Source organism: Rhodococcus sp. P-2 (assembly GCF_016598535.1).
GTDB lineage: Bacteria > Actinomycetota > Actinomycetes > Mycobacteriales > Mycobacteriaceae > Rhodococcus_F > Rhodococcus_F baikonurensis.
The window spans coordinates 99,031-124,064 of the sequence record NZ_CP066779.1 but is presented as its reverse complement, the minus strand read 5'-3'; the positions used below and the strand labels follow the sequence as shown (position 1 = coordinate 124,064).

Annotated in this window: 27 protein-coding genes; 14 read left to right on the top strand and 13 right to left on the bottom strand. The window is 64.0% G+C overall.

Annotated elements, in window-relative coordinates; all coding sequences use genetic code 11:
- Nucleotides 1–7: 7 nt before the first annotated feature.
- Together I7X09_RS00605 and I7X09_RS00600 are read left to right on the top strand one after the other, a co-directional pair.
- Nucleotides 8–1,279 (top strand): acetoin utilization protein AcuC, encoded by a 1,272-nt coding sequence (locus tag I7X09_RS00605; RefSeq protein ID WP_003942159.1) that lies wholly within the window; start codon nt 8–10, stop codon nt 1,277–1,279.
- The gene (locus I7X09_RS00600; RefSeq protein WP_124569736.1) at nt 1,272–3,977 is read left to right on the top strand and encodes a bifunctional acetate--CoA ligase family protein/GNAT family N-acetyltransferase; all 2,706 of its coding nucleotides are present in this window, start codon (nt 1,272–1,274) and stop codon (nt 3,975–3,977) included. The genes I7X09_RS00605 and I7X09_RS00600 overlap by 8 nt, the downstream gene beginning before the upstream one ends.
- 142 nt (nt 3,978–4,119) lie before the next feature.
- Here I7X09_RS00600 and I7X09_RS00595 read toward each other — a convergent pair whose 3' ends face one another.
- The 3 genes from I7X09_RS00595 to I7X09_RS00585 form a co-directional block, all read right to left on the bottom strand.
- Nucleotides 4,120–5,091 (bottom strand): sigma-70 family RNA polymerase sigma factor, encoded by a 972-nt coding sequence (locus I7X09_RS00595; RefSeq protein ID WP_003942639.1) that lies wholly within the window; start codon nt 5,089–5,091, stop codon nt 4,120–4,122.
- A gap of 159 nt (nt 5,092–5,250) precedes the next feature.
- A complete protein-coding gene (locus I7X09_RS00590) occupies nt 5,251–6,750 on the bottom strand; it encodes a DUF7782 domain-containing protein (protein ID WP_200315068.1) in 1,500 nt (499 codons plus the stop codon).
- A 26-nt stretch (nt 6,751–6,776) separates the two neighbouring features.
- Nucleotides 6,777–7,136 (bottom strand): DUF3099 domain-containing protein, encoded by a 360-nt coding sequence (locus I7X09_RS00585; protein WP_003942638.1) that lies wholly within the window; start codon nt 7,134–7,136, stop codon nt 6,777–6,779.
- An 83-nt stretch (nt 7,137–7,219) separates the two neighbouring features.
- Between I7X09_RS00585 and I7X09_RS00580 the strand changes: the two genes are divergently transcribed.
- Nucleotides 7,220–7,456: a DUF3039 domain-containing protein gene (locus tag I7X09_RS00580; RefSeq protein WP_003942602.1), complete on the top strand. Its 237-nt coding sequence runs from the start codon at nt 7,220–7,222 to the stop codon at nt 7,454–7,456.
- On the opposite strand, the gene I7X09_RS00575 is transcribed toward I7X09_RS00580, so the two are convergent.
- Nucleotides 7,429–8,676, bottom strand: coding sequence for a YihY/virulence factor BrkB family protein (locus tag I7X09_RS00575; protein WP_124569735.1), 1,248 nt, complete (start codon nt 8,674–8,676; stop codon nt 7,429–7,431). The two genes, I7X09_RS00580 and I7X09_RS00575, sit on opposite strands and share 28 nt — an antisense overlap.
- Before the next feature lie 256 nt (nt 8,677–8,932).
- On the opposite strand from I7X09_RS00575, the gene I7X09_RS00570 reads away from it, so the two are divergent.
- Nucleotides 8,933–10,711: a DEAD/DEAH box helicase gene (locus I7X09_RS00570; protein WP_200315066.1), complete on the top strand. Its 1,779-nt coding sequence runs from the start codon at nt 8,933–8,935 to the stop codon at nt 10,709–10,711.
- 136 nt (nt 10,712–10,847) lie between these two features.
- Here I7X09_RS00570 and I7X09_RS00565 read toward each other — a convergent pair whose 3' ends face one another.
- Nucleotides 10,848–11,039 (bottom strand): DUF7455 domain-containing protein, encoded by a 192-nt coding sequence (locus I7X09_RS00565; protein ID WP_003942643.1) that lies wholly within the window; start codon nt 11,037–11,039, stop codon nt 10,848–10,850.
- A gap of 234 nt (nt 11,040–11,273) precedes the next feature.
- Here I7X09_RS00565 and I7X09_RS00560 point away from each other — a divergent pair, with 234 nt between their 5' ends.
- The 4 genes from I7X09_RS00560 to I7X09_RS00545 all read left to right on the top strand — a co-directional run bounded on the left by I7X09_RS00560 (nt 11,274) and on the right by I7X09_RS00545 (nt 14,231).
- A complete protein-coding gene (locus tag I7X09_RS00560) occupies nt 11,274–11,651 on the top strand; it encodes a DUF952 domain-containing protein (RefSeq protein WP_200315064.1) in 378 nt (125 codons plus the stop codon).
- 86 nt (nt 11,652–11,737) lie between these two features.
- The gene (locus tag I7X09_RS00555) at nt 11,738–12,220 is read left to right on the top strand and encodes a cation:proton antiporter regulatory subunit (protein ID WP_021344116.1); all 483 of its coding nucleotides are present in this window, start codon (nt 11,738–11,740) and stop codon (nt 12,218–12,220) included.
- A 7-nt stretch (nt 12,221–12,227) separates the two neighbouring features.
- Nucleotides 12,228–13,400 (top strand): cation:proton antiporter, encoded by a 1,173-nt coding sequence (locus tag I7X09_RS00550; protein ID WP_003943778.1) that lies wholly within the window; start codon nt 12,228–12,230, stop codon nt 13,398–13,400.
- Between the two features lie 21 nt (nt 13,401–13,421).
- The gene (locus tag I7X09_RS00545; RefSeq protein WP_200315062.1) at nt 13,422–14,231 is read left to right on the top strand and encodes a tyrosine-protein phosphatase; all 810 of its coding nucleotides are present in this window, start codon (nt 13,422–13,424) and stop codon (nt 14,229–14,231) included.
- Nucleotides 14,232–14,300: 69 nt separating this feature from the next.
- On the opposite strand, the gene I7X09_RS00540 is transcribed toward I7X09_RS00545, so the two are convergent.
- Both I7X09_RS00540 and ppgK read right to left on the bottom strand, forming a co-directional pair.
- Nucleotides 14,301–15,659, bottom strand: coding sequence for an RNA polymerase sigma factor (locus I7X09_RS00540; RefSeq protein WP_019748245.1), 1,359 nt, complete (start codon nt 15,657–15,659; stop codon nt 14,301–14,303).
- Nucleotides 15,660–15,837: 178 nt separating this feature from the next.
- Entirely contained in the window at nt 15,838–16,605 is a 768-nt protein-coding gene (gene ppgK, locus I7X09_RS00535) for a polyphosphate--glucose phosphotransferase (protein WP_200315060.1), read from the bottom strand.
- A 156-nt stretch (nt 16,606–16,761) separates the two neighbouring features.
- On the opposite strand from ppgK, the gene I7X09_RS00530 reads away from it, so the two are divergent.
- Nucleotides 16,762–17,640 carry an inositol monophosphatase family protein gene (locus tag I7X09_RS00530; RefSeq protein WP_200315058.1) on the top strand — a complete coding sequence of 293 codons (879 nt, stop codon included), beginning with the start codon at nt 16,762–16,764 and terminating at the stop codon, nt 17,638–17,640.
- 6 nt (nt 17,641–17,646) lie between these two features.
- Here I7X09_RS00530 and cei read toward each other — a convergent pair whose 3' ends face one another.
- A complete protein-coding gene (gene cei, locus I7X09_RS00525) occupies nt 17,647–18,330 on the bottom strand; it encodes an envelope integrity protein Cei (RefSeq protein ID WP_003942618.1) in 684 nt (227 codons plus the stop codon).
- Between the two features lie 533 nt (nt 18,331–18,863).
- Here cei and I7X09_RS00520 point away from each other — a divergent pair.
- Nucleotides 18,864–19,166, top strand: a complete 303-nt coding sequence (locus I7X09_RS00520; protein WP_003942593.1) for a DUF4193 domain-containing protein — start codon at nt 18,864–18,866, stop codon at nt 19,164–19,166.
- Between the two features lie 80 nt (nt 19,167–19,246).
- Here the strand turns inward: I7X09_RS00520 and I7X09_RS00515 are convergent, their stop codons facing one another.
- Entirely contained in the window at nt 19,247–19,744 is a 498-nt protein-coding gene (locus tag I7X09_RS00515; protein ID WP_200315056.1) for a DUF3093 domain-containing protein, read from the bottom strand.
- Between the two features lie 41 nt (nt 19,745–19,785).
- Here I7X09_RS00515 and dut point away from each other — a divergent pair, with 41 nt between their 5' ends.
- Together dut and I7X09_RS00505 are read left to right on the top strand one after the other, a co-directional pair.
- Nucleotides 19,786–20,280 carry a dUTP diphosphatase gene (gene dut, locus I7X09_RS00510; protein ID WP_200315054.1) on the top strand — a complete coding sequence of 165 codons (495 nt, stop codon included), beginning with the start codon at nt 19,786–19,788 and terminating at the stop codon, nt 20,278–20,280.
- 3 nt (nt 20,281–20,283) lie between these two features.
- A complete protein-coding gene (locus tag I7X09_RS00505; protein ID WP_200315052.1) occupies nt 20,284–21,123 on the top strand; it encodes a DUF3710 domain-containing protein in 840 nt (279 codons plus the stop codon).
- A gap of 11 nt (nt 21,124–21,134) precedes the next feature.
- Here I7X09_RS00505 and I7X09_RS00500 read toward each other — a convergent pair whose 3' ends face one another.
- Nucleotides 21,135–21,860 carry an alpha/beta fold hydrolase gene (locus I7X09_RS00500; protein ID WP_200315051.1) on the bottom strand — a complete coding sequence of 242 codons (726 nt, stop codon included), beginning with the start codon at nt 21,858–21,860 and terminating at the stop codon, nt 21,135–21,137.
- A 138-nt stretch (nt 21,861–21,998) separates the two neighbouring features.
- Here I7X09_RS00500 and I7X09_RS00495 point away from each other — a divergent pair, with 138 nt between their 5' ends.
- Together I7X09_RS00495 and I7X09_RS00490 are read left to right on the top strand one after the other, a co-directional pair.
- On the top strand, nt 21,999–22,373 hold the full coding sequence (locus I7X09_RS00495; RefSeq protein ID WP_003942613.1) for an OB-fold nucleic acid binding domain-containing protein: 375 nt from the start codon (nt 21,999–22,001) through the stop codon (nt 22,371–22,373).
- A gap of 52 nt (nt 22,374–22,425) precedes the next feature.
- Nucleotides 22,426–23,139, top strand: a complete 714-nt coding sequence (locus tag I7X09_RS00490; RefSeq protein WP_095970531.1) for a DUF3159 domain-containing protein — start codon at nt 22,426–22,428, stop codon at nt 23,137–23,139.
- On the opposite strand, the gene I7X09_RS00485 is transcribed toward I7X09_RS00490, so the two are convergent.
- From I7X09_RS00485 to I7X09_RS00475, 3 genes are all read right to left on the bottom strand, one after another.
- Nucleotides 23,132–23,425, bottom strand: a complete 294-nt coding sequence (locus tag I7X09_RS00485; RefSeq protein ID WP_095970530.1) for a GNAT family N-acetyltransferase — start codon at nt 23,423–23,425, stop codon at nt 23,132–23,134. The genes I7X09_RS00490 and I7X09_RS00485 overlap by 8 nt on opposite strands.
- Before the next feature lie 30 nt (nt 23,426–23,455).
- Nucleotides 23,456–24,118 (bottom strand): potassium channel family protein, encoded by a 663-nt coding sequence (locus tag I7X09_RS00480; RefSeq protein ID WP_003942632.1) that lies wholly within the window; start codon nt 24,116–24,118, stop codon nt 23,456–23,458.
- Between the two features lie 85 nt (nt 24,119–24,203).
- Nucleotides 24,204–24,869, bottom strand: coding sequence for a potassium channel family protein (locus tag I7X09_RS00475; RefSeq protein WP_095970529.1), 666 nt, complete (start codon nt 24,867–24,869; stop codon nt 24,204–24,206).
- Nucleotides 24,870–25,034: the final 165 nt, after the last annotated feature.

The following is a 25,034-nucleotide window of genomic DNA, read 5'->3' as shown; positions in this document are numbered from 1 at the left end:
TGATCCCATGACCGCGTCGATCAGATCTGACGGGGACCCCGCGGCGTCTCGAGCGAATCGAGTCGTGGTGTGGAGTCCGGAGTACCTGAGCTATCGGTGGAGCGCCGATCACCCGATGAATCCCACTCGCCTCGATCTCACGATGGCACTCTCGCGAAGCCTCGGACTTCTCGAGGGCATCGAGTTTCTCGAACCGAGTGCCGCGTCCGATGCCGACCTCCTCAGAATCCACACACCGGCATATCTTGCAGCGGTCAAAGACGCGGGTAACTCTGCGAACAACGGTGTGAGCGGCCAGGATGTTCCCCACGGCCTCGGTACCGAGGACAACCCGGTCTTCCCGCACATGCACGAGGCAAGTGCCATCCTCGCCGGCGGCTCGCTGGCGGCAGCGCAGGAAATCGCTTCGGGGCGTACTAGGCGTGCGGTCAGCATCGGCGGTGGCATGCACCATGCGATGGCGGATTGGGCTTCGGGATTCTGCGTCTACAACGATGCGGCTGTTGCGATTTCGTGGCTGCTCGACAACGGCTACGACCGCATCGCCTACATCGACGTCGACGCTCACCACGGCGACGGTGTGCAACATGCGTTCCTCGGGGACCCTCGGGTGCTCACCGTCTCGCTGCATCAGCATCCGGCGACGTTGTGGCCCAACACCGGATGGTCGAGCGAGGTCGGTGACGGCGCGGCCGAAGGTACAGCGGTGAACATCCCGGTGCTTCCCGGGACCGTCGACGCGTTGTGGCTGCGTGCATTTCACGCCGTCGTTCCGGGAGCCATTGCAGCCTTCCGCCCGCAGATCATCATCAGTCAGTGCGGTGTGGACTCGCACCGCGAGGACCCGCTCGCGGACCTCGCCCTCACCGTCGACGGTCAGCGTGCGGCGTTCCTGGCAATGCGCGATCTCGCCGACCGCTACTCCGAAGGACGGTGGCTGGCGGTCGGCGGTGGGGGATACGGACTGGTTCGCGTCGTGCCCAGGGCATGGACTCACCTGATCGCGGCCGCACTCGATCGCGAGATCGACGTCGACACCGCTGTCCCCGAGGACTGGAAGGAATCGACGAAACTGCGGGCACCGAGCGTCGACCTCCCGCCGACCATGGGTGACGGCGGCGATGTCGCCTACACACCGTGGGACGGCCCGGGTGGTACACCGGAGACAGGCGTCGCGTCGGTGGACCGTGCACTCACCCGAATCGACTCGGCGATCATCGCCACACGCCGCGCTTCGTTCCCGCTACTCGGACTCGACCCGGAGGATCCCCGTGACTGAACAGTCCGATACCGATGCCGGCGGCGCGAGTGAGCAGGCGCCGAAGACCGACCCCGCTCACACCTATCCCCATTCGTGGGTAGTCGATGTTCTCGCCTCCGACGGCGGCGCGGTGGCGCTGCGACCCATCGTTCCCGAGGACGCGGACAAACTCGTCGAATTCCACGGCAAGCTCTCCGAGCGCACCCGTTACCTGCGCTACTTCGGCCCGTACCCCACGATGTCGGCGCGCGACGTCAAGAACTTCACGACGGTCGACCACCACAACCGCGTCGCGTTCGTGATGATGCTCGGCGACGAGATCATCGCGGTGGGTCGATACGAGCGCCTCCTCGACGTCGGTGACGGGAAGTCTGCCGAGGTCGCCTTCGTCGTCGCCGACGCACACCAGGGGCGCGGCCTCGGCCCGATCCTGCTCGAATACCTGGCAGCAGCAGCGGCCGAGAACGGTCTGACGATGTTCGTCGCCGAGGTCCTCTCCGAGAACCGCAACATGGTGACGGTGTTCCGTGAGGCGGGTTATCAGGTGAGCCGCTCGTTCGACGGTGGCGTGCTGCGACTCGAATTCGCGATCGACCCGACGGAAGCGCTTGTTTCGGTACGTAATTCGCGGGAGCGGGCAGCTGAGGCCCGCAGCATGGGAAACGTGCTGAGTCCACGATCGGTGGCAGTGATCGGCGCATCGGCGGACCCGGCCAAGGTGGGTAACGCGGTGTTGACCAACCTGCTGCGCGGCGGATTCACCGGACCGGTCTATCCCGTCAACGCGGAGCATCGTTCGGTGCACGGTGTTCGGGCATATCCGACGGTTCGTGACATCCCCGACGACGTCGATCTGGCCGTCGTGGCTGTACCTGCGGAATCGATCAATTCGGTTCTCGACGACTGCCTCGACAAGGGCGTCAAAGCGCTGGTGGTGGTCTCGTCAGGCTTCAGTGAGAGTGGTCCGGACGGACGATCGTCCGAACGCAAACTGGTCCACGCGGCCCGCGCTCACGGAATGCGCCTCATCGGTCCGAACGCCCTGGGTGTCGCGAACAACGACCCGGCGATTTCGTTGAATGCGACGTTGGCGCCGGTTTTGCCGGTGGCAGGCAACGTCGGCTTCTTCTGTCAGTCCGGCGCACTCGGTATCGCCATTCTCGACGAGGCCGCGCGTAGTCGAATCGGGTTGTCCGCCTTCGTTTCTGCGGGTAACCGTGCGGACGTCTCGGGCAACGACCTTCTGCAGTACTGGGATTCCGACCAGTCCACCGAAGTGGTTCTTCTCTATCTGGAGAGCTTCGGCAACCCACGAAAGTTCTCCCGCATCGCGCGTCGAGTTGCGCGCAAGAAGCCGATCGTCGCGGTCAAGAGCGGTCGGCACGCGGTTCCGCCGGTGCTCGCCGCCACCGGAGTCGAGATCGACGATTCCATCGTCCGGGCCCTCTTCGAACAGGCCGGCGTCATCCAAGTCGGATCCATCTCTCAGTTGTTCGACTGCGCACTGCTCTTCGGCTACCAGCCGTTGCCGGCCGGTCCACGGCTTGCAGTCATCGGCAACTCCACCGCGCTCGGTGTCCTTGCCGCGGACGCTGCCCGCAGTGAAGGATTGCAGGTCAGTGACCCGGTCGACCTTGGCGCACAGGCCAGTCCGGAGCTGTTCGCTACCGCCGTGCGTGACGCGTTGGCGTCGTTCGACGTCGATGCCGTCATCGCCGTCTTCGTTCCTCCGGTTGCAATTCCGGTCGAGCCGTTCGCGAAAGCACTCAAAGACGCCGTCGCGGGCTCGGACAAGCCGATTCTCACGACGTTCCTCGCAGCCGAGGGTGTGCCGGACGTCCTTGCGGTCCGCGACGAAGTCGGTAACCCGACCCGCGGTTCGGTGCCGTCCTACCCGGGGCCGGAGCGCGCCGCACTGGCGTTGGCGAGGGCTTGGCGTTACGCGGAGTGGCGCAGCAAGCCGGCGTCGAAGGTTGTTCGCCCGGCGGGGATCGACTCCGAGCGAGCTCAGAAGATGGTGGCCGACTGGCTCGAGAACTCTTCTGGCCGTTGGCTGTCGGACGTGGAGGCAGCCGCTCTTCTCGAGTGCTACGGGGTCGCGGTCGTCGAATTCCGTTCGGTCCTGAGCGAAGACGAAGCTGTCGAGGCAGCGAATGCTGTCGGCTATCCGGTCGCGGTCAAGGCAACCGGCGAAATGTGGCGCCACCGACCGGATCTGGGCGGCGTCAGGCTGGATCTGAGTGGACCGGAATCGGTACGCCTCGCTTACCGAGATCTTGCGGCCGCGTCGGGTGAACCGCTGCTGCACGTGCAGAAAATGGCAACCAAGGGCATCGGGTGTGTGGTCGGAGTCCAAGACGACCCGTCGTTCGGTTCGCTGATCTCGTTCGGCCTCGCCGGTGTGATCTCCGACCTCCTCGGCGACCGTGCCTATCGCGTACTGCCTCTCACCGAAGACGCTGCTACGGAGTTGATCGACGCACCCAAGGCTGCGCCGCTACTCTCCGGATATCGAAACGCCGTTCCGGTTAACAAGGGTGCCTTGGTTGATCTGGTCCAGCGCATCTCGGCGCTGGCCGACGACATTCCGGAAGTCCGCGAACTGGCCTGTGAGCCGGTACTCGCTTCGGCTACCGGCGCGGAGATCACCGATTCGCGAGTACGCATAGGGCCCGAGCCGAGCGCAATCGACCTGGGGCCCAGACGGTTGCGGTAGTCACAGCGTTCGAGATGGACACAGCGAACAACACCGGCCACCGCACATTCCCGAGGGGGAGGGAAGTAGCGGTGGCCGGTGCTTTGTGCGGTGCGTCAGCGCGAGTGGTGTGGCGCGCTGACGCACGTGCTGTGTTGTTTGATCAGCTTGCGTAGGACCGCAGTTTCTCGGCGCGGTCACCGACGCGGAGCTTGCCCATGACCTCGCGCTCGATCTGACGAACCCGCTCACGGGAGAGGCCGAAGAGCTTGCCGATCTGATCGAGGGTGCGAGGCTGGCCGTCGTCGAGACCGTAGCGAAGTCGGATGACCTGCTGCTCTCGCTCGTCGAGGGTCCCGAGCACGCTGCGCACATCGCTGTGCAGCAGACCGGCGATGACGGCGTTCTCCGCCGAAGTCGCCTCGGAATCTTCGATGAAGTCGCCCAACGGCGCTTCTTCGTCGTTACCGACCGGCATGTCGAGGCTTACCGGGTCACGGCTGTGATCGAGCAGGTCCGCGATCTTGTGGGCCGGGATGCCCGACTCTTCGGCCAACTCGTCGTCGGTCGCTTCGCGTCCGAGCTGCTGGTGCAGTTCGCGCTTGATGCGTGCGAGCTTGTTCACCTGCTCCACGAGGTGGACTGGGAGCCGGATGGTGCGGCTCTGATCAGCCATTCCGCGGGTGATCGCCTGACGGATCCACCAGGTGGCGTACGTCGAGAACTTGAAGCCCTTGGCGTAGTCGAACTTCTCCATGGCACGGATGAGTCCGAGGTTGCCTTCTTGAATGAGATCGAGGAGCGGCATGCCGCGGCCGGTGTAGCGCTTGGCCAGCGACACGACGAGTCGCAGGTTCGCTTCCAGGAGGTGGCTACGCGCCGACTGTCCCTCGCGAACGATTGTTGCGAGATCCCTCTTCTTGGCGACTGTCAGGCGCTTTCCCGTGGCAAGAACGTGGCTGGCGTACAGCCCCGCTTCGATTCGCTTCGCCAGTTCGACCTCGTCTGCTGCTGTCAGCAGTGCAGTACGACCGATCCCGTTCAGGTAGACGCGGACCAGGTCTGCGGCCGGGCTCTGGGCGTCCAGATCTGCGGCGCTCGGACGAATGCGAGTAGTGGTGCTGGGGCTTGTCATGACTTGCCTCCCTATCGGCGGTCTCTCACACAGTTCAACGTGTGAGAGTTCCGGGAAAGTTCCCGTGCCGATTTCCGCAAAATCGCCGTGACCTGCAGTTATTTCCCAGTCGTCCTGAGAAGTTGCTGAGAACACAAAAATCTGCAACTCACCGGGAACTCAGTTCGTGACGGGAAGCACCAACCCGTGCCGGACGAGCGAGACCAGCAATGTGACGACGGCCTCACGTAGTTGGTCCGGGTCTTCGTCGTTCGCCGCGGCGAGAAGTTCGACCAGCTCGTCGACCACCAGTCCATCCGCTCGAAGGCCGGCCAGCAGCGCAGCGCCCAGTTCGTCGATCTCGTGTTGCCAATGCGGTCCGTTTCCGCGGTGCACGCGAGTGACGACCGGCCGCCATCCCTCGTCGCCGGGGAGATAGACGCGTTCGAGTGCGGTGTCCGAATCGAGAACGAATCGTTCCTCGAGGACGTCGTGTTCACGCAACCAGGCAAGACGGTCGAAGTATGCGAGCGCCTCGGCCCCGAGCGGGTCCGAGAAGCCGTGCATGAGGTCCTCGGCCATCAGGTCGGTGGGGGAGTCGGTGCGGCGAAGGAACACGAAACCGAAGCCGACGCCCTCGACATCGGCTTCTTCGAGGTGATCCAGCCAGGCGTTTGCTCTCGATGCCGTTTCCGGATCTCGCGGATCCTGCCCGCCGTCCTTGAGCCACGTACCGACGTACAGAGCTGGATCCGCCACGTCGCGCTGCACCACCCAGGCGTCGACGCCGTGCGCCGGCAGCCACGACGCGATCCGCGAACGCCAGTCCTGTCCTTCGATGTGCACCCACGATGCCAACAGTGCTGCCGTGCCGCCGGGGTTCAGGTAGTCGATCGAGCGCGAGATCATCAATTCGCTCGCACCGTCGAGATCGAGTCCGGAATCGCGGTACGTGTGATGCACGCGTGCCTCGCCGACGACAAACGGGGGATTGGCGACCACCTGGTCGAAAGTTCGACCCTCGACGGGTTCGAACCAGGACCCTTGAAGCAGTTCGACGTCCAGTCCGTTGAGGGCCATGGTTGCTGCCGTGAGGTCGACGGCGCGTTGATTGATGTCGGTTGCGGTGACCGAATCGGCGTACGTGTTCGCGTGCAGGGCTTGGATGCCGCATCCGGTACCGAGGTCGAGCACGCTGCCGACCTTCGCGGTGGGAGTGGCCTGTAGCAAGGACAGTGACGCGTGCCCGACTCCCAGCACGTGATCGGCCGTGGCCTTCTTGGGACGGATTCCGCCGTCGAGGTCCGAGATCACCCAACGATCGCCGTCGCCGACATCGATGGGACGAAGATCGACCGCGGCCCGCACGAGCGGATTCTCACTGTCGAAGTTCTCACCTTCGAGCAGACCGGCGTCGACACACTGCGCAATCGTCAGTGGAGCCAGCGCCGCGGCGACGTCGCCCGCGGGGCAATCATCGGCGAGAAGGAACAGTCTGACGAGAACGCCCAGATCCCCGAGTTCCCGGGTGGCGCGGCGCACGGGTACCGGCTCACTTCGGCCGAGAGCGGCGTGAACTTCGGGACCCAATGCCTCGAGCATGGTTCCCGTGTCGAATCGATTGCGAAGCAGAGCCCCACGCAGCGCAGGGGTGATGGACAGGAGCGTTTCGCTTCTCACCCCGTCATTCTCGCAGGCGGAACTTGTCAGCCTTCGATGGTGTGGTGCGTCGCGGATTCGATCTCGCCTGCGGTCTTCTTTCGCCCGTCGTATCGACTCGGTTCGTCCTTGGTGCGCGGTGGTCGGTCGTTGGCGATCAGGACGGCGATCCAGGGAAGCGGAATCGATGCACCGATGATGAGCATCGAGATCCAGGCGTTGGCCCAGATGCCGTACGCGATCGCCGCGAGGATCAACGCCGGGAACCGGAAGGACATGATGATCATGTACTTGCGCACTCGGGCTTTGTGCTGTTCTTCGACGGACTGCTGCGCTTCGGTGATCAGTACGGGATTGTCGGGAGTCCCGGCCTCGTCGGACCTGCCGAACGCGCCATTTCGTGCCATGACTCCACTGTTCCACTCTCGGCCGACAATTGCACACGACCCGTGGGTCGCACCGCTGTGACGGAGACGGCATTATTGGAGGGGTGAGCACTCAAACCAAGGAACGTCCCGACGTCTCCACCGACGAAACGACCGACGACGACACCCCGAAGTTCTTCCACTACGTGAAGAAGAACAAGATCGCCGAGAGCGCCGTCATGGGAACCCATGTCGTCGCGCTGTGCGGTGAGGTGTTTCCCGTGACGAAGTCCGCCAAGCCGGGATCACCGGTGTGCCCGGACTGCAAGAAGATTTACGAAGGACTCCGTAAGGGCGACTGACCTCGGGTCACGCGAGCGGCAGTACTTCCAGAGCTCGGCGGATCGACAGCCTCGACGCAGTCGGCCGCCGGGCTCTTCGCGTCTGCCTGCGGGTTGTCGCAGTGATCCTGGTCGACGCAGGAGTTCTGTCGCGACTCCGTTTGTCTGCTGCGCGGCCGCCCGTACGAGGGGACAGTGGCCGGATCCGCTTTGTCGCCCGAGATGCGGATCGGGCTGGTGGCCAGGTGCCAGGTCAGGTTGGTGACCGGGCCGGATTCGTCATCGGTCTTCTGAGCCGCGAGCCACTCTCGCATCTGCTCCATCCGGGTGGCTCGAGCCGGCCAGAACTCCTGCACGGTCGCGTTGAACTCGGCGCCGAGCACGACGGCGAAACCGAGGAAGAACGTGAAGAGCAGAAAGGCGATCGGCGTTGCCAACGCTCCGTACGTGTAGCCGGTGCTGGTGACGAATCCCAGGTACCAGCGCAATCCGGTGCTCGCAGCCATGAAGAACACACCGGCGACCAGAGCGCCGGCGAGGAGCCGATGCCACGGCAGCGACTTCGGCAGAGCGACCTTGTAGAGCGTCGTGAGGCCGATGATCACCAGCAGGCCGACTGCGGGGTAGTAGAACGTGTCGACCAGATTCGATCCGACCACATACCAGGATGCGGGTAGTGCGCGCCCGACGAGCGTCGGGCCCAGTGCTACCAGCGGGAGGATGAACACCGCCATCACCAGGAACATCACGTAGAGCAGCAGGGCGAAGATGCGCTGCCAGATGGGATTGCGGGCATCCTGCTGACCGTGTGCCTCCACGATCGAGTCGACGAACGTACTGATCGCCGACGACCCCGCCCACAGTGAGAGCAGGAAGCCGACCGAGATGATCTCCGGTCGTCCGCGCTGGAGCACGTCCGTCACTGTCGGACGGATGATCTGGTCGACGACGCTTTCGCTGAAGATCGTCCCGCTGAACGTGACGATCTTGGATTCGATGATCTCGACGGTGTTGGGTCCGAACCACCCACCGATATAGCCGATCATTCCGAGAAGACCGAGCAGCAGGGGAGCCAGTGACAGCGTTTGCCAGAACGCGGCCGTAGCCGCCTTTCCGAAGATGGAATCGTCCCAGGCCTTGCTCAGGGTTCGACCGATCAACTGCCCGGTGCGGCGTAGCGGATGCCATCTGCGGTGGTGCAGATCACTTCCGCTCGACTTCTCGCCTCGCGCTTCACTCATGATGTCTCCAGCATCCCTGACGACACACCCGGTTGCCCAACCATGGCGCCGACGTGTCGCACATTTCTGAGACAATTCGCGTGCAGGTCGGCAGGATGCGAGAGCAGCGAAACCTCGCCGGCCGGAGTGAGAACGGCCATGAGTACGCGCTTCGAGTGCGGCTTTCGTCGGTGGCGACGGCTAGGCTCGTCGCCGGACATTGATGAAAATTCGAGGAGCGCGAGACAACAGTGCGATTCCAGTGGAGGCGCGGCCTATGACGTCTGAGACCGTGGCAGCCGAGTTCGGCAATTCGCCCGAACCCGCCGGAGGTCAATCCGCGGGAACCCAACCTGGCGCCCCTACCGGTTCCCTTCGTGCATGGCAGCGCCGTGCACTGACCAAATACCTTTCCAGCAGTCCCCGTGACTTTCTGGCAGTCGCAACTCCGGGAGCAGGTAAGACCACCTTCGCTCTGCGGGTAGCTTCGGAATTGCTCCGCGACCGGACGGTCGACCAGATAACCGTCGTGGCGCCGACCGAGCACCTCAAGCACCAGTGGGCGGAGTCCGCTCAGCGCTCCGGACTGGCATTGGACTCGCGGTTCTCCAACTCGACCGGCCAGACCTCGAGTGACTATCACGGCGTCGTGCTGACCTACGCCCAGGTTGCCTCGCACCCGTCGAAGCATCGCGTGCGCACCGAGGGCCGCAAGACGCTGGTCATCCTCGACGAGATCCACCACGGCGGCGACGCCAAGAGTTGGGGCGACGCCATTCGTGAGGCGTTCGGCGACGCGACCAGGCGTCTCGCACTGACCGGAACCCCGTTCCGCAGTGACGACAGCGCTATTCCTTTCGTCGAGTACGAGCCCGACAAGGAAGGCCTGCTCCGCTCGAAAGCCGATCACTCCTACGGATATTCGGATGCACTCAAGGACGGCGTGGTTCGACCCGTCGTGTTTCTCGCCTATTCGGGCGAAGCGCGGTGGCGAAACAACGCGGGCGAGGAATTCACGGCTCGCCTCGGCGAGCCGCTGAGCGCCGAGCAGACGACTCGCGCCTGGCGTACGGCCTTGGACCCTGCCGGGGACTGGATTCCTGCCGTGCTGCAAGCAGCAGACACCCGTTTGGCGCAGCTGCGCAGTACCGGTATGCCCGATGCCGGCGGACTTGTCATCGCAACCGACCAGACTGTCGCCCGTGAGTATGCGAAGGCGCTCACCGCGATCACCGGCGAACAACCGGCCGTCGTGCTGTCCGACGACCCCACCGCGTCCAAGCGAATCGCCGAATTCGGTGCGAGCGACCAGAAATGGATGGTCGCGGTCCGCATGGTGTCCGAGGGCGTCGACGTTCCTCGCCTGGCGGTCGGTGTGTATGCAACCAGCGCGTCCACCCCGCTGTACTTTGCTCAGGCGATCGGGCGCTTCGTGCGTTCACGGCGTAAGGGCGAAACCGCCAGCGTCTTCCTGCCGTCGGTGCCGGTGCTTCTCGACCTTGCCGCGCAGCTCGAGGCCCAGCGTGACCACGTACTCGGGAAGCCGCATCGTGAGAAGGACGGCCTCGAAGACGACCTGCTCGCCGATGCGAACAAGCAGAAGGACGAGCTGGGCGAGGAGGAGAAGGCGTTCACATCCCTGGGCGCCGACGCCGAACTCGACCAGGTGATCTACGACGGATCGTCCTTCGGTACCGCGACATTCGCCGGAAGTGACGAGGAAGCAGACTACCTCGGGCTCCCCGGCCTACTCGACGCCGATCAGATGCGGGCGTTGCTGCGTCAACGTCAGCAGACGCAGGTCGAGGCCAACTCTGCCAAGGCTGCCGCCCCGCAACCGACGGCGGCAGTGGTATCCGATCGAGCGGCCACGGCAGATCAGCTCGGTGCGCTCCGCAAGGAGCTCAACGGGTTGGTGGCGATGAACGTTCACCGCACCGGTAAGCCGCACGGCATCATTCACGCGGAACTGCGCCGAGTGTGCGGCGGCCCGCCGACGGCCATCGCGACTGTCGATCAGCTGACCGAACGCATCGCGATTCTCCGCAGCTGGTAGCAGCCGATAACGCTCCTCCAGGGCCCGCGAACGACAGAAGACCCCTGGACGGCAGAACGGGCGATCACAGTGAATGTGATCGCCCGTTCTGGCGTTCATGGCGCGCCTCGTGAAGAGGCCACCCCCGGCTGACAGGTCAGATTGCGGGTTCGCTTTCGGAGACGACGGCATTCATCTCGCGAAGTCGATCCGCGTGTTCGGTTGCGTGGTGTCCACAGAAGAGAAGCTCGCCGCCGGTGGGAAGCACAGCGCGTACGCGTGCTCCGGCACCGCACCGGTCGCACCGGTCGGCAGCGGTCAACTGTGGGCTGGTCAGTGTTCCGGGCATGACTCCTCCGTACTGGCTTTGCGGCATTCGGGCCGCGTGCCTGGGGCCTGGTCCGCCGCGTCGGAATGGCGCGGTAGATCCACTCTTACAGACGTTTGGGGTTTACGGGTTGTTCCCGAAGGCGTTTCTTAGTGTTGTGTCTCACTGGAAATGCGCTGGGCAGGCATTCTCCGGTGAAGATTGTTCGCTGACAGCTGATTCGGATCGCCGACCTCAGCCCGATATTCTGGGCTGATGAACCCCGGACGCGAACCACTTGTCGACGCGAGCGTCGAGTTGCTCCACATGTGCACGCGCGAGGAATGGGCGCGGGCACAACAGATCGGTGAACGCATCCCCGACGGATTCGAGGCCGAGGGCTTTGTTCACATGTCGACTCCGGCGCAAGTTCATCTCCCGGCGAATCGGATCTTCGCCGGCCGGGACGACATCGTGCTTCTCGCCATCGATCCGGCCTTGCTCGGCGGTGAGGTGAAGTACGAACCAGGTGTTCCCTCGGACCCGGAATCGATGCGATTCCCGCATTTGTACGACCCGATTCCGGCCGCAGCCGTCACCGCTGTCGTCGAGTATCTTCCGGACGCGAACGGCGTGTTTGCGCCGGTTCGGTAGTTCGCCGATTCGCCCGCCGTGGACTGCGTTCGGCGGATTACGGCCCTCACGCGATGCGGGTCGCCGATCGGCGCTACCGTTGGTATATGAACGTAGAAGTCACCCCACTACCGGGGATCGGGACGCGCAAGGATTTTGTTCTGTCTTCCGGTCGTCGCGTGGGTGTCGTCACCCATCGGGACGGTCATACCGATCTCATCGTGTCCAAGGCAGACGACCCTGACGCGTGTGCTGCCTCACTGCCTCTGACCACCGAGGAAGCGGCAGCGCTCAGCAATCTCCTGGGTGCCCCACAGCTGGTTGCACAGCTCGAAGAAGAGCACCGTGACCTTCCGGGAATTCGAACCAAACAGCTCTACATCAAGGACGGGTCGCGCTACGACGGGCAGACACTCGGGGACACCGGCATGCGCACCCGTACCGGGGTCTCCATCGTCGCCGTCATGCGCGCGGGACAGGTGAGCCCGTCGCCGAACCCCGACTTCACCTTCACCGGGGGAGACCTCCTCGTCGCAGTCGGAACGCCGGACGGTTTGGCCGCAGCGGCAAAAATCTTGGCCAACGGCTGACTGGCGCGTGGACACAACCACCCTCGCACTGATCGAACTCGGCGCGGTCTTCTTCGCGCTCGGACTGCTCGGACGGCTCGCTGCTCGCGTCGGCATGTCGCCGATCCCGTTCTATCTGATCGGCGGCCTGTGCTTCGGACAGGGCGGTTTCATCCAGCTCGGCGACATCGGCGAGTTCTCCCATCTGGCAAGTGAGATCGGGATCGTCCTGCTTTTGCTGCTGTTGGGGCTCGAATACACGGCGGCCGAGCTCGTCACCGGTCTCAAACGCTCACGGGTAGCGGGCATCGTCGACATCGTCCTCAACGCGACTCCCGGCGCGGTGGTCGGCTTGATTCTCGGCTGGGGCGTCGTGGGGGCGACGGTCATGGCCGGCGTCACCTACATCTCGTCTTCGGGAATCATCGCCAAGGTGCTCAGCGACCTGGGGCGCCTCGGTAACCGCGAAACACCGGTCGTGCTGTCGATTCTGGTGTTCGAAGACCTGGCAATGGCGCTGTACCTGCCGATTCTGACCGCAATGCTGGCGGGCGTCAGCTTCATGGGCGGGCTCGAAGCGGTCGGAATCTCGTTGCTGGTCATCACCGTGGTTCTCGTTGTGGCTCTGCGATACGGACGGTACGTCTCCGCGCTCCTCGACAGCCCCGACAGCGAGACGCTGTTGCTCAAGCTGCTCGGTGCCGCATTGTTGGTTGCCGGTATCAGCTCTGCGATGCAGGTGTCGGCGGCGGTGGGTGCGTTCCTCCTCGGAATCGCGATCTCGGGGTCGACGGCGCACAATGCCAGTCGCGTGCTCGAGCCCCTACGAGATCTGTTCGCCGCGATGTTCTTCGTGGTCTTCGGTCTCAACACCGATCCCAGTTCCATTCCGCCCGTCCTCGGGTGGGCGGCGATTCTGGCCGTCGTGACCGCGATCACGAAGCTGATCACCGGAGCCTGGGCGGCCAGACGTCAGGGTGTCGCGCGAATGGGTCAGGCGCGTGCCGGTGCTGCTCTGATCGCCCGCGGTGAGTTCTCCATCATCATCGCCGGCCTGGCGGTGTCCGCGGGTGCCGTCGACGCCGAACTTGCCGCATTGGCAACGGCTTACGTGCTCTTGATGGCCGTGATCGGTCCGGTGGCGGCAAGAGTTATCGAACCCGTTGCCTCGTTGTACATCAAGGTTCGTACGAAGTCCTGAATGCGGCCCTATCCTGTCCGGATGTCGAACAGAATCGCCCGTCCCGCCGCGACAGTCCTGTGCGCGGTGATCCTCTCGTGCGCTCCGGTACCGGCGCTTGCCGGTGGAATTCCCACGCTCGAACAAGCCGGACCCTCAGCTGCGCAGGTTGCCGCGGATCGATCGCTGCACCTCGAGGGTGCGTCGAACGCGCGTGACATCGGCGGCTACGTCACCGAAGACGGGCAGACCGTTCGGTGGGGGAAGGTGTTTCGCTCGAATGCCCTCGACAAGCTGACACCGTCGGATCTCGCGTCGTTGAGCGAACGCGGAGTGGAATCGGTTGCCGACTTCCGCACGGTCGTCGAGCGGACGCTCTCGCAGGACCGTATTCCGAGCGGGGCGCGAAGCAACTGGTTCGACGTCGTCGGAACCAACCCCGCCAACCTCCCGGCGCTGGTGGACATGCCGACGATGTACGCGTTGATGGTGACCGATCCGGGGGCGAGCCGCGCATTCCACGACGCACTGGTGAACGTCGCGGACACTGACGGTGCAGTCCTCTACCACTGCTCGGCGGGCAAGGACCGTACCGGCTGGATGACTGCAGTTCTCCTGACCGTCCTCGGCGTGAGTCGCTCGGATGTGAATACCGACTACATGCTCAGCAATCAGTACCTCACCGGACCTCGCACGGGGAGCGCGTTCATCGACGGCGTCGAACAGTCCTGGCTGGACACGTCTTTCGCCACGGTGGATCGGGTGTACGGCAACTTCGACAACTACGTCCGGGACGGTCTGCAGTTGAGCGAGGACGATATCGCACAACTCCGGGACACACTCTTGGTCTGAGGCGGCAAACGCAGAAGAGCCGCTCTCCGGAAATCCGGAGAGCGGCTCTTCTGCGCGTAACTGGTGTGACTAGTCGAGGTAGTCGCGCAGAACCTGCGAACGCGACGGGTGGCGCAACTTCGACATCGTCTTCGATTCGATCTGGCGGATACGCTCACGCGTGACGCCGTAGACCTGTCCGATTTCGTCTAAAGTCCTCGGCTGACCGTCGGTGAGACCGAAGCGGAGGCGAACCACGCCGGCTTCGCGCTCGGACAGCGTCTCGAGTACCGACTGCAGCTGATCCTGCAGCAAGGTGAACGAGACGGCGTCGACTGCGACTACAGCTTCGGAGTCCTCGATGAAGTCACCGAGCTGGCTGTCGCCCTCGTCGCCGATGGTCTGGTCGAGAGAGATCGGCTCACGCGCGTACTGCTGGATTTCCAGCACCTTTTCCGGCGTGATGTCCATTTCCTTGGCGAGCTCTTCCGGCGTGGGCTCACGGCCCAGGTCCTGGAGCAGCTCACGCTGGATACGGCCGAGCTTGTTGATGACCTCGACCATGTGCACCGGAATGCGGATGGTGCGAGCCTGGTCGGCCATTGCGCGGGTGATGGCCTGACGGATCCACCACGTGGCGTAGGTCGAGAACTTGTAACCCTTGGTGTAGTCGAACTTCTCGACTGCACGGATCAGACCGAGGTTGCCTTCCTGGATGAGGTCCAGGAACGCCATGCCACGGCCCGTGTAGCGCTTGGCCAGCGAGACGACCAGGCGAAGGTTGGCCTCGAGGAGGTGGTTCTTGGCACGGTTGCCGTCGCGGCAGATCCAGCTCATGTCGCGTCGCTGAGCCGCAGGCAACTTCTCGCCCTTGTCGGCGAGGTCCTGCATGATCTGCACAGCGTAGAGGCCTGCTTCGATGCGCTTGGCCAGTTCGACTTCCTCTTCGGCGTTGAGGAGTGCGACCTTGCCGATCTGCTTGAGGTAAGCGCGAACCGAGTCGGCGGACGCCGTCAGTTCGGCATCCTTGCGTGCCTGACGGAGAGCTTCGGACTCTTCCTCGTCCCAGACGAAGTCGCCGGAAGCCTTGTCCTTCTCGGACGGCTCTGCAGCGGTCTCTTCGTCTTCGCCGACTGCTACGACCTCGACGACATCGGACTCGACCTCGGCAAGGTCGCCGTCCGTGATGTCGATGTCTTCCAACTCGACATCGCCGTCTTCGGCGTCAGGATCGCCGGCCTTCTTGGGGCTGGCCTTCTTAGCTGCTGCCTTCTTGGCCGGAGCTTTCTTGGCCGGAGCCTTCTTTGCTGCTGCCTTCTTGGCGGGGGCCTTTTTCGCCGGAGCCTTCTTGGCTGCCGGAGCGGTGACGGTGGCCGCCTCCACGGCTGGAGATTGTGGCTCTGACTCTGATGGAGAATCAGCAGTCTGACGTGTATCGGTGGCTGCCACGTACGCCCTTTCGTGACGGTGTCGTGCGGCGTCACGCCAGAGTGGTGATCCGGCGGAGAGGTCAATGGTTGTTGGCCGGCGCGCAGCCGGACTTCACCATTGTAACGACTCTCAGGAAACTCTTACGTCACGGCGGGCCGTAACAGGTAGATTTTCCGCTTTTCACGTGCGGGTTTTCTCATCCGGCGACGGGAGCCGGCCTGGTCAATCCGACCGACGCGAGTGCAGCTCCGGCGATTCCCGCAGTGTTCAGCAGGGTGGCGGGGACGACCTTCGTGCGGTTGGTCAGATGCGGAATCCACTTCTCGTGTTTGCGGCTGATGCCGCCGCCGGCGATGAAGAGGTCGGGCCAGAGCAGGTTCTCGAAGGTGGTCAGAACTCGCGAGACCTCGACCGCCCACTCCTTGTAGCTCCAGTCCTTCTTTTCCTTCACCGACGAGGCCGCTCGATGCTCGGCTTCCTTGCCGTCGACCTCGAGGTGACCGAACTCGGTGTTGGGCAACAGAACTCCGTTGTGCAACACGGCAGATCCGATTCCGGTGCCGAAGGTCAAGAGGATCACGACGCCGGAGGTGTCCTTGCCCGCCCCGAAGGAGTCCTCGGCGATTCCGGCAGCGTCGGCGTCGTTGAGGACGGTGACCTCGCGGCCGCCCAGGGCCTTGCCGAAGAGCGCGGCCGCGTCGGTGTCGATCCAGGACTTGTCGATGTTCGCAGCGCTGCGCGCGACGCCGCCGGTCACGACAGCGGGCAAGGTGATGCCGACCGGACCGGTCCACTCGGCCTGCTCGACGATCTCGGCCACAGTGCCCGCGATCGCATCGGGAGTGGACGGCTGCGGGGTCAGGATCTTGATGCGGTCACCGATCATTTCCCCGGTGCTCAGGTCGATCGTGCCGCCCTTGACGCCGCTGCCGCCGACATCGATCCCGAAACCTGTGGTTGTCATCGTCCTGCGCTCCTGAGTGTCGAATTCGAGGTCACGATCTACCGTTGCAAACACTAACCCGAACAAGGACCCGGGCGCGTGCGACTCGAGGCGTTCGAGTGGTGCCCCTCGGTAGAGATGTGTTGCGATGGTCCGGTGCGCCCTTCAGAAAGAACGTTGCCCGACTTTTCCTCCGATTCTCTGGATCCCGCACATTTGCGGGCAGTTGCCGTAGCCGTCGCCGAACGCGCAGCCGAACACGTCCGCTTGCGTCGGCCCGAGGTATTCGGCCTGGTGGGTTCCGGTGCCGCCGAGGGTGGTTCGGTTGCTGCGAAGAGCACGCCCACCGATCCCGTCACGGTGGTCGACACCGAAACCGAGCAGGTGATTCGCGATCTTCTCGCGCAATTGCGGCCTGCAGATTCGATCTTGGGTGAGGAAGGTGGCGGAGACACCGACGATTCCGCGGGAGTTCGATGGGTCGTCGATCCCATAGACGGCACGGTGAATTTTCTCTACGGAATCCCCGCGTTCGCCATTTCGGTGGCCGTGCAGATCGACGGAATCTCGGTGGCCGGCGCTGTGGTCGACGTGTCGATGGAAACAACGTACTCCGCGCATCGGGGCGGCGGCGCAACCATGACAACGGCCGACGGCGTCGCCAGCGACCTACGCGCCAATGCGGTGACCGAGCTGTCAATGGCGCTGTTGGCCACCGGTTTCGGTTACGGAGCGGATCGCCGGAAGGTGCAGGGCACGTTTATCGGGCAGATCCTGCCGCAGGTTCGCGACATCCGACGCATCGGTTCGGCTGCTTTGGATCTGTGCATGGTGGCCACCGGCCGGGTCGACGCCCACTTCGAGCACGGACTGAGTCCGTGGGACTGGGCAGCGGGCTCGCTGATCGCTTCCGAAGCGGGCGCTGTCATCAACGTCCCGGCGCCCGATTCCACTTCGGCAGACGGCGATGTCGTCTACGCGGTGGCTCCGGCAATTGCCGAGCAGTTCGCCGGCATGCTCAGTTCGATCGGTGCGGATCAGCCGATTCCGAGCTGAGGCTTGTCAGCAGCGTGCGGTGCGGGCCGCTTTGAGCAGCGCGATGTCCATCGGGGCGACTTCGGCGTTCGCGGGCTGCTCGGCCAGGGCATGCAAGATCGCGGTGGCGTCTGTGTTGGGGGTGAGGGCGCCCTTGTTGTAGGTGCCGAGAGCCAGGTCGACTGTGTCGTCGCCGCGACCGTCCTGGACCAGTTCGGCACAGGGGGCGACCAGCCAGACGGAACTGGCGGCGGCGAGGCCGTTCGCTCCGAAACGGATCTGACCCTGGCACTCCATGTTCTGGTCGACGTAGACGGGGTCGTTTCCGACCTGAACGTCCGGCGCGCTGGAGAAGCCGAATTCGCTCAGTTGCGCCGCCACCTGGGCCGCCTGACCGTGTTCACCGTTGGCGTTGAACACGCGAACCTTGGTGGCCGCCAGGGGAGCGGGGTCGACGTCGAGCAGCTTCGACCGGTCGACGACGGTTCCCAACGGCAGTGGCGCCGCTGCCGACGGATCGGAGGAAGGCTGCGGGAGGTTGCAGGCCACGGTGTCACTGACTTCGGCCTCGGCGCTCAGGATGCGAACCCACAACACACTGCCGATCAATGCGAGTACCGCGAACACGGCGATCACCGGCCACGCGCGCCGACGGCGGAACGGACGTCCCTGGTCATCGGTAGAGCTGCCTTCGGTGATCAGAGAAACCACGGTATCCCTCGACTTTCTTGACGAAACTTCTACTTCGCCATCGGGCCGAGCGGTGCCGGCATGACGTTCGGTGCCTACCTTAGAGGGCATGTGTGACGACACAGCCGAAGCGAGGCTCGACGCGTCGAACTGCTGTCGATCGCCCACCGCCAGTTGGCCGATTACCGGCCTGTTTCTACCCGGATTCGGCCCGAAAACATCGCCGAAAGGTCACAGCTTGCTCTTGCCTTGGTGACAATTCGCAGTCATTTTTCGGAAATTTCCGATTCGGTTACTACTTTCGTGCTCACGTCGGCTACTGTCTGGCGGCCCAGGTCGTTCAACTGGGCATCGGCAGGACGCCGAAATGACAACCAAATGAGGCGCAGATCACGTTCTCGGAAGGAACTTCCGGGCACTAATTCCAGTCCTGCAGCGTTATGCAGCGACAGGGAATGATCTGGATGCCACGGCGGTTTCCATGCGCATCAAGGATCTACCGGATTCTCGGCGCACACGGGACCGGGATACACGAAGAGGATGGGGTAGACGAGATGGCAACTGACTACGACGCACCGAGGCGTACAGAGTCCGACGAGGTTTCGGAGGACTCGCTCGAGGAGCTGAAGGCGCGACGCAACGAAGCGCAGTCAGCCGTCGTCGACATCGACGAGACGGACACCGCGGAGTCCTTCGAGCTGCCGGGTGCCGACCTTTCCGGCGAGGAACTCTCGGTTCGAGTGGTTCCGAAGCAGGCAGACGAGTTCACATGTTCGAGCTGCTTCCTGGTTCATCACCGCAGCCGCCTGGCCAGTGATGCCAACGGACAGCTCGTGTGCATGGACTGCGCTGCCTGATCTCCCTTCCCGGTGGTCGACCCGTCAGCTCGAGGGTCGACCAAGGGTCGGGACGTACTGCTTTGCTGTGACCGCGCTGGTCAGCGATCCAGCGCAGCCAGCAGATCGGCGGGACGACGTGTGCTCACCAACCAGTACGGCGTGGGATCCTCCGGGTCGTCGAGAACGATCAACACCATTGTCTTGACCCAGGGGCGATGTTGGACGAACGCCGACGGATCGAGTTGGCGCCCCATCGCCGCACTCTTCGCGGATGCCGGCACTGCTGCCGCCCGCGAAATCAGTTCGACCGGCAGGTGGGCTCTACCCACGTGCAGTTCTTTCACCCCTGCTGTCTTGACCACCTCGACGCGCATCCGGCTGAGCCAGAATGCCGCCCAGATCGGGATGGGAAGCAGCACGACGTAGGCCAGGTACGAGAGAAGCCCCGGGCGGCCCATGTGGACCTCGGCCGCGAGGAGTCCGGCTACGGCCAGCCCGGCGATCCACCACCAGATCGGCACCCACAGGCGCTCGGAGTACAGCGTCGTGGACGGGGGCGTTGTGGTGGCGACGTCAGGTCGAGATGTTTCGGGCACCTGTCAAGGATAGTCCGTCGCTACGAGTAGTCTTGGCCCACGTGAGCGACCATCTCTCCATCGCCTTGAAGCGACTGGATCCAGACCTGCCCGTTCCACAGCGTGCGCATCCCGGGGATGCGGGTGTGGATCTGTGCTCCACCAGCGACGTCACCATCGAACCCGGCCATAGAACACTGGTCGGAACGGGGATCGCGATCGCGTTGCCGGTGGGCACCGTCGGGTTGATCCATCCGCGTTCCGGACTCGCCGCCAAATCGGGACTGTCGATCGTGAATGCGCCCGGAACCGTGGACGCGGGATACCGGGGCGAACTCAAGGTCTGCTTGATCAATCTCGATCCGGCCACAGCCATCGACATCCGCCGCGGTGACCGAATCGCTCAGCTCGTGGTTCAACGAGTCGAACTCCCTGTTTTCGAGGAAGTCGAGTCGCTGGACGACACGACCAGAGGAACCGGAGGCTACGGTTCCAGCGGCGGTCACGCGATACTCGATACCGATGTGCCTGGCGCGGTAGTCGGAGAGGGAGTCTGAATCATGTTCGGACGCAAGAAGAAGACAGACGTCGACGAGGAACCCACCAGCTTCTTCGGTGACGAGAACGACGAGTCGGTGGAGGTCGACGAGGTCGAAGACGATCTCGATGCCGCCGGCGACGAGTTCGGTGACGAATCGGAAGGCCCCTACGACATCTCGGAGATCGATTCCGACGATCCGACGGCAGGCCGTGACGGTCAGCGCCTGGATCTCGGGTCCGTTCTGGTGCCGATGCCGACCGGCGGACAGTTGCAGGTCGAGATGGCGCCCAACGGTTCGCCGCAGGCCGTGCACCTGGTCACCGAGCACGGTCGCGTCACCGTAGCCGCTTACGCCGCCCCGAAATCACCCGGTCAGTGGCGAGAGGTCGTGGCTGAGCTCGCGCAGTCGCTTCGCGACGACAATTCCGCGGTGAGCGTCGAGAACGGCCCGTGGGGCCGGGAACTGGCTGCTGTGACGGCCAATATGGACCTGCGGTTCATCGGCGTCGACGGTCCGCGATGGATGGTGCGCTGCGTCGTCGCGGGTCCGAGCGGATCCACAGCCGCGAACGCCCCGCTGGTCGCAATCGCACGCGACATCCTGCGCGACACCGTCGTCAACCGAGGATCGGAGCCGCATCCGGTGCGGACACCGCTGCCCGTCGTGCTCCCGCAGATACTCGCCGAGCAGTTGGCCGCCGCACACGAGCAGCAGCTGGCGGCAGCTCAGCAGCAGCAGGTCGCCGCCCAGCAGCAACAGCAGGCAGCTCCACCCGCTCCGCCGGCACCCCCGGCGCGACCGACCCCGCCGCCTCGTAGCGGCGAATCCGGTTCTGCCATGCAGCAATTGGGTCAGTAACAGGGTTTTCTTCAGGCGCTCGCGGTGGTATCGGATTCGATCGCCGCGAGCGCTTTGATGCAGGTGGCCCCCAGAACAGCGGGATCGCGCCCGATCATGTCGAGCGTCGTCGTGGCGACTGCGCCGCGGGGCAGTGCCGCCGCCCAGCTTTGCGCTACCGCCGCGGGATGAACCGGATCGTCCACCGCCGACGCAATGCCGACCGGAACACCCACCGCCCGTAGCTCGCTCTCGCCGAGCGAGTGGTACGACGCAGCCTCGTCGAGTGCTGCCGGGAGATCGGGCCACTGCGAGCGCCAGGAGCGCTCGAGTTCGGCTCCGAGCCATGCCGGACTCGACGCGAGCATTGCCGCGATCACCGCCTCCAAACCTTCGGAGCGCAGTTGCCCTGCGGTGAACTTCGCGCTCGCCGCAGCGGGTGCGTCGTCCGCCGACCCGATCCAGGCCGGAAGCGCTGCCAACACGCTCGCGGTTCGATCGGGGTTCGCGGCTGCCCACTGGAGCGCAACGGCCGCCCCGATCGAGACCCCTCCGACGATGATTCGGCCGTACGTGTCCGCGGCGCTGTTCATCGCGTCCAGGTAGCCGTCCACGACACGCCGAGGGTCCGGTTCAATTGCGACGATGCGCACACCCAGAGCCGCCAGCGGCGCCCGGAATGCACGGTCCGCGAAGTGGGCGTCAGAGCCTGTACCTGGGAGAACGACGGCAACGGTCGCCGATTCTGAGTTCTGCATCTTTTGATCTTGCCCGGTGCCCCCGAGACGCGGACTGACCGGTGTGGTTACACGCTCGTAATGGGTCTACAGTGGCGATCACACAGCCCTTCACGTGACGCGAGACCCTTGCGTCACACATGTTCGCAGGAGCGCGCAATGGCACCCGCCGCCGCAGGATATTTTCGTCGACTGACCCAGCGTCTGACCGAGGACGTCGACCAGTTGGACGCCCAGGAAATGGCCGAGTCCAACAAGGCTTCCGGAGGTCAGAAGGCGTGCGATTGTCGTCGCGGTGAAGAGGTCACGATGGTGGGCCGACTCCGCAGCGTCGACGCCTGCCCCAAGTCGGGCAATGCCAGTATCGAGGCCGAGTTCTTCGACGGCACCGAGGTGATCAATCTCGTCTGGATCGGGCGTCGCCGGATCCCGGGTATCGAGACCGGTAAGACCCTGCTGATCCGCGGTCGTGTGGGCGAGCGTGACGGTCGCAAGGCGATCTTCAACCCTTACTACGAACTGCGCGGCGAATAGGCGCGTTTCCCGCATTTACCGTGCAACTCGGTGACTGTGGCACCCTCGACAGGTGACTGAAACACAACAGCGATCGGTAATAGACCAACTCGGCGGGCTGAGTGGTCTGATCTATTCGTCTTTGCCGATTCTGATTTTTGTCCCGGTCAACAGCATCTGGAACCTCACTGCGGCAATCTGGGCCGCATTGGGCGTCGCTGTCGCTATCGCGGCCTGGCGCCTCTTTCGCAAGGATTCCCTCCAACCCGCTATTTCCGGGTTTCTCGGAGTCGGAGTTTCCGCGTTCATCGCCTATCGCACCGGCGATGCCAAAGGATATTTCCTCTTCGGTATCTACACGAGCCTCGCCTATGGTGCGGTCTTCCTGATTTCCATCCTCGTGCGCTGGCCACTCGTCGGAATCATCTGGGGCTATCTCAACGGGCACGGCAATCTCTGGCGTAAGCACAGCTCCGCCGTCCGGCTCTACGACATCGCGACGGCGGCGTGGGCGCTGGTCTTCGGCGCGCGGTATCTCGTTCAGTCACAGCTCTACGACACCGACCACACCGGATGGCTCGCAGTCGCCCGCATCGGCATGGGGTGGCCACTGACCGGTTTGGTGCTGCTCGTGACGGTCTGGGCGGTGCGTAAGGCCGATCGCATCGTCGAGCCGGAACCTGTTGTGGGGCCCGAAGGCAGCGAGCCCACCACAACGGACGAAGGGTCCGAAGAGGTGGGCTCGGTGAATCCGACGAAGCCGCGCGAAGACCGCGATCTCAGCTGATCAGGTCCTGGTACTCGGGGTGCTTGTCGAGAAACTTCACGACGTACGGGCAGACCGGGTGAACCTTGAGGCCGCGCGCGCGTAGGTCGTCCAAGGCTTGGCGGACGAGAACCCCGGCCAACCCGAAACCTTCGAAGGCCGGGTAGATCTCGGTGTGGTTGAACGAGACGACGTCACCGGACGTGGTGTAGTCCTCGATGCCGGCGAGGTCGCCGTCAGCATGGATCTCGTACCGGCTCTGGCTTGGATTGTCGGTGACTACGGTGTTTTCGGGTGCCTGTGCCATGAGTTTCCCTTTCGTGTCGGTGTGCTCGTGTCAGTTTTCGAGACGGAGTGCTACGCGCAACTGATCCTCGGCGTCGACGGCCGCAACGAAGAGCAGTTCGTCCCCGCCTTCGATGGGATCGTCCATCTGCGGGACGATCACGCGTCCGCCACGCAGAATGGTGACCAGTGCGCAATCTCGCGGCAGTTCGAGTTTCTTGACGGCCTTGCCGGCGAGCGGTGTGTTGTCGGGCAACGTGATCTCGACGAGGTTGGCCTGTCCTTGCCGCAGCGTCATCAGTTTGACCAGGTCACCGACGGAGACGGCTTCTTCGACGAGCGAAGCGAGCATCCGTGGTGTCGAGACGGCGACGTCGACGCCCCACGACTCGTCGAAGAGCCATTCGTTGCGGGGATCGTTGACGCGGGCGACAACTCGGCGAACTCCGAACTCGGTTTTCGCGAGCAGGCTGAGAACCAGGTTGGCCTTGTCGTCTCCGGTCGCGGCGATCACGACCTCGTACGACTCCATCGACGCGTCCTCGAGTCGGCTGAGTTCGCAGGCGTCCGCATGTACCCACTTCGCCTCGGGCACCGACTCCGGTTCGATGTGATCGAGCTTGCGTTCGATCAGCATGACGTCGTGTGAGCTTCGAATCAGCTCACGCGCAATGGAGCGGCCTACGGCGCCGGCTCCGGCGATGGCGACCTTCATCGAGAACTTCCAATCACGTTGTAGTGCAACACAGTCGCAGAGTTGTTGTGAGGGGCGGCGTGCGGTTCAGTCATCTGCGGCCTCCTCAGTCGTCGCTCGGCGGCGGGTTGCCGGCGAGCGCGACAGCCTCGGCGACGGTTCCCGATACGGCCGCGATGTAGACCTGGTCGTCGGCTTGGATGACGGTCTTGCGATCGGGGAGAACGCCGGTCCCGAAGCGGATGACGAAGGCGACTCGCGAACTGGTCGCGCTCTCGAGGAGGGAGATCGGCTTTCCGGCCCAATCCTCGTGCAGGGCAAGTTCGGTGATGGCAACGGTGCCCGAAGGATCGCGCCACTTCGCAGTCTGACTTTCCTTGGTCAGCGTGTGCAGGAAACGATCCGTCGACCACGGCACGGTGGCGACCGTGGGAATGCCGAGCCGCTCGTAGACGGCGGCACGCTTGGCGTCGTAGATACGTGCGACGACGCGCTCGACGCCGAAAGTCTCGCGCGCGACGCGTGCTGCGATGATGTTGGAATTGTCTCCCGAGGACACCGCGGCAAAGGCGTCCGCGCGCTCGATGCCTGCCCGGACCAGCACGTCACGGTCGAACCCCATTCCCAGAACCTTGGTTCCCGGGAAGTCGAGATCGAGACGCAGAAACGCACTCTGATCGCGGTCGATGACGGCGACCTCGTGTCCGATCCTGGTCAGAGATGCGGCGAGGGACGAACCCACCCGACCGCACCCCATGATGACGACATACACGCCCTACTCCGTTCATGGACCCTCATGGCGCGATTGCACGCCGAATCGAACGGTACAGCCCCTCACGGGAAGAGCAAGTACAACGGTCGCCTGCGTGCCGGTTGTCACGACAAAAGGTGAAGTTGGGGCGCTGATGACTCCGAATCGGGCGAGACGGCTTACGCT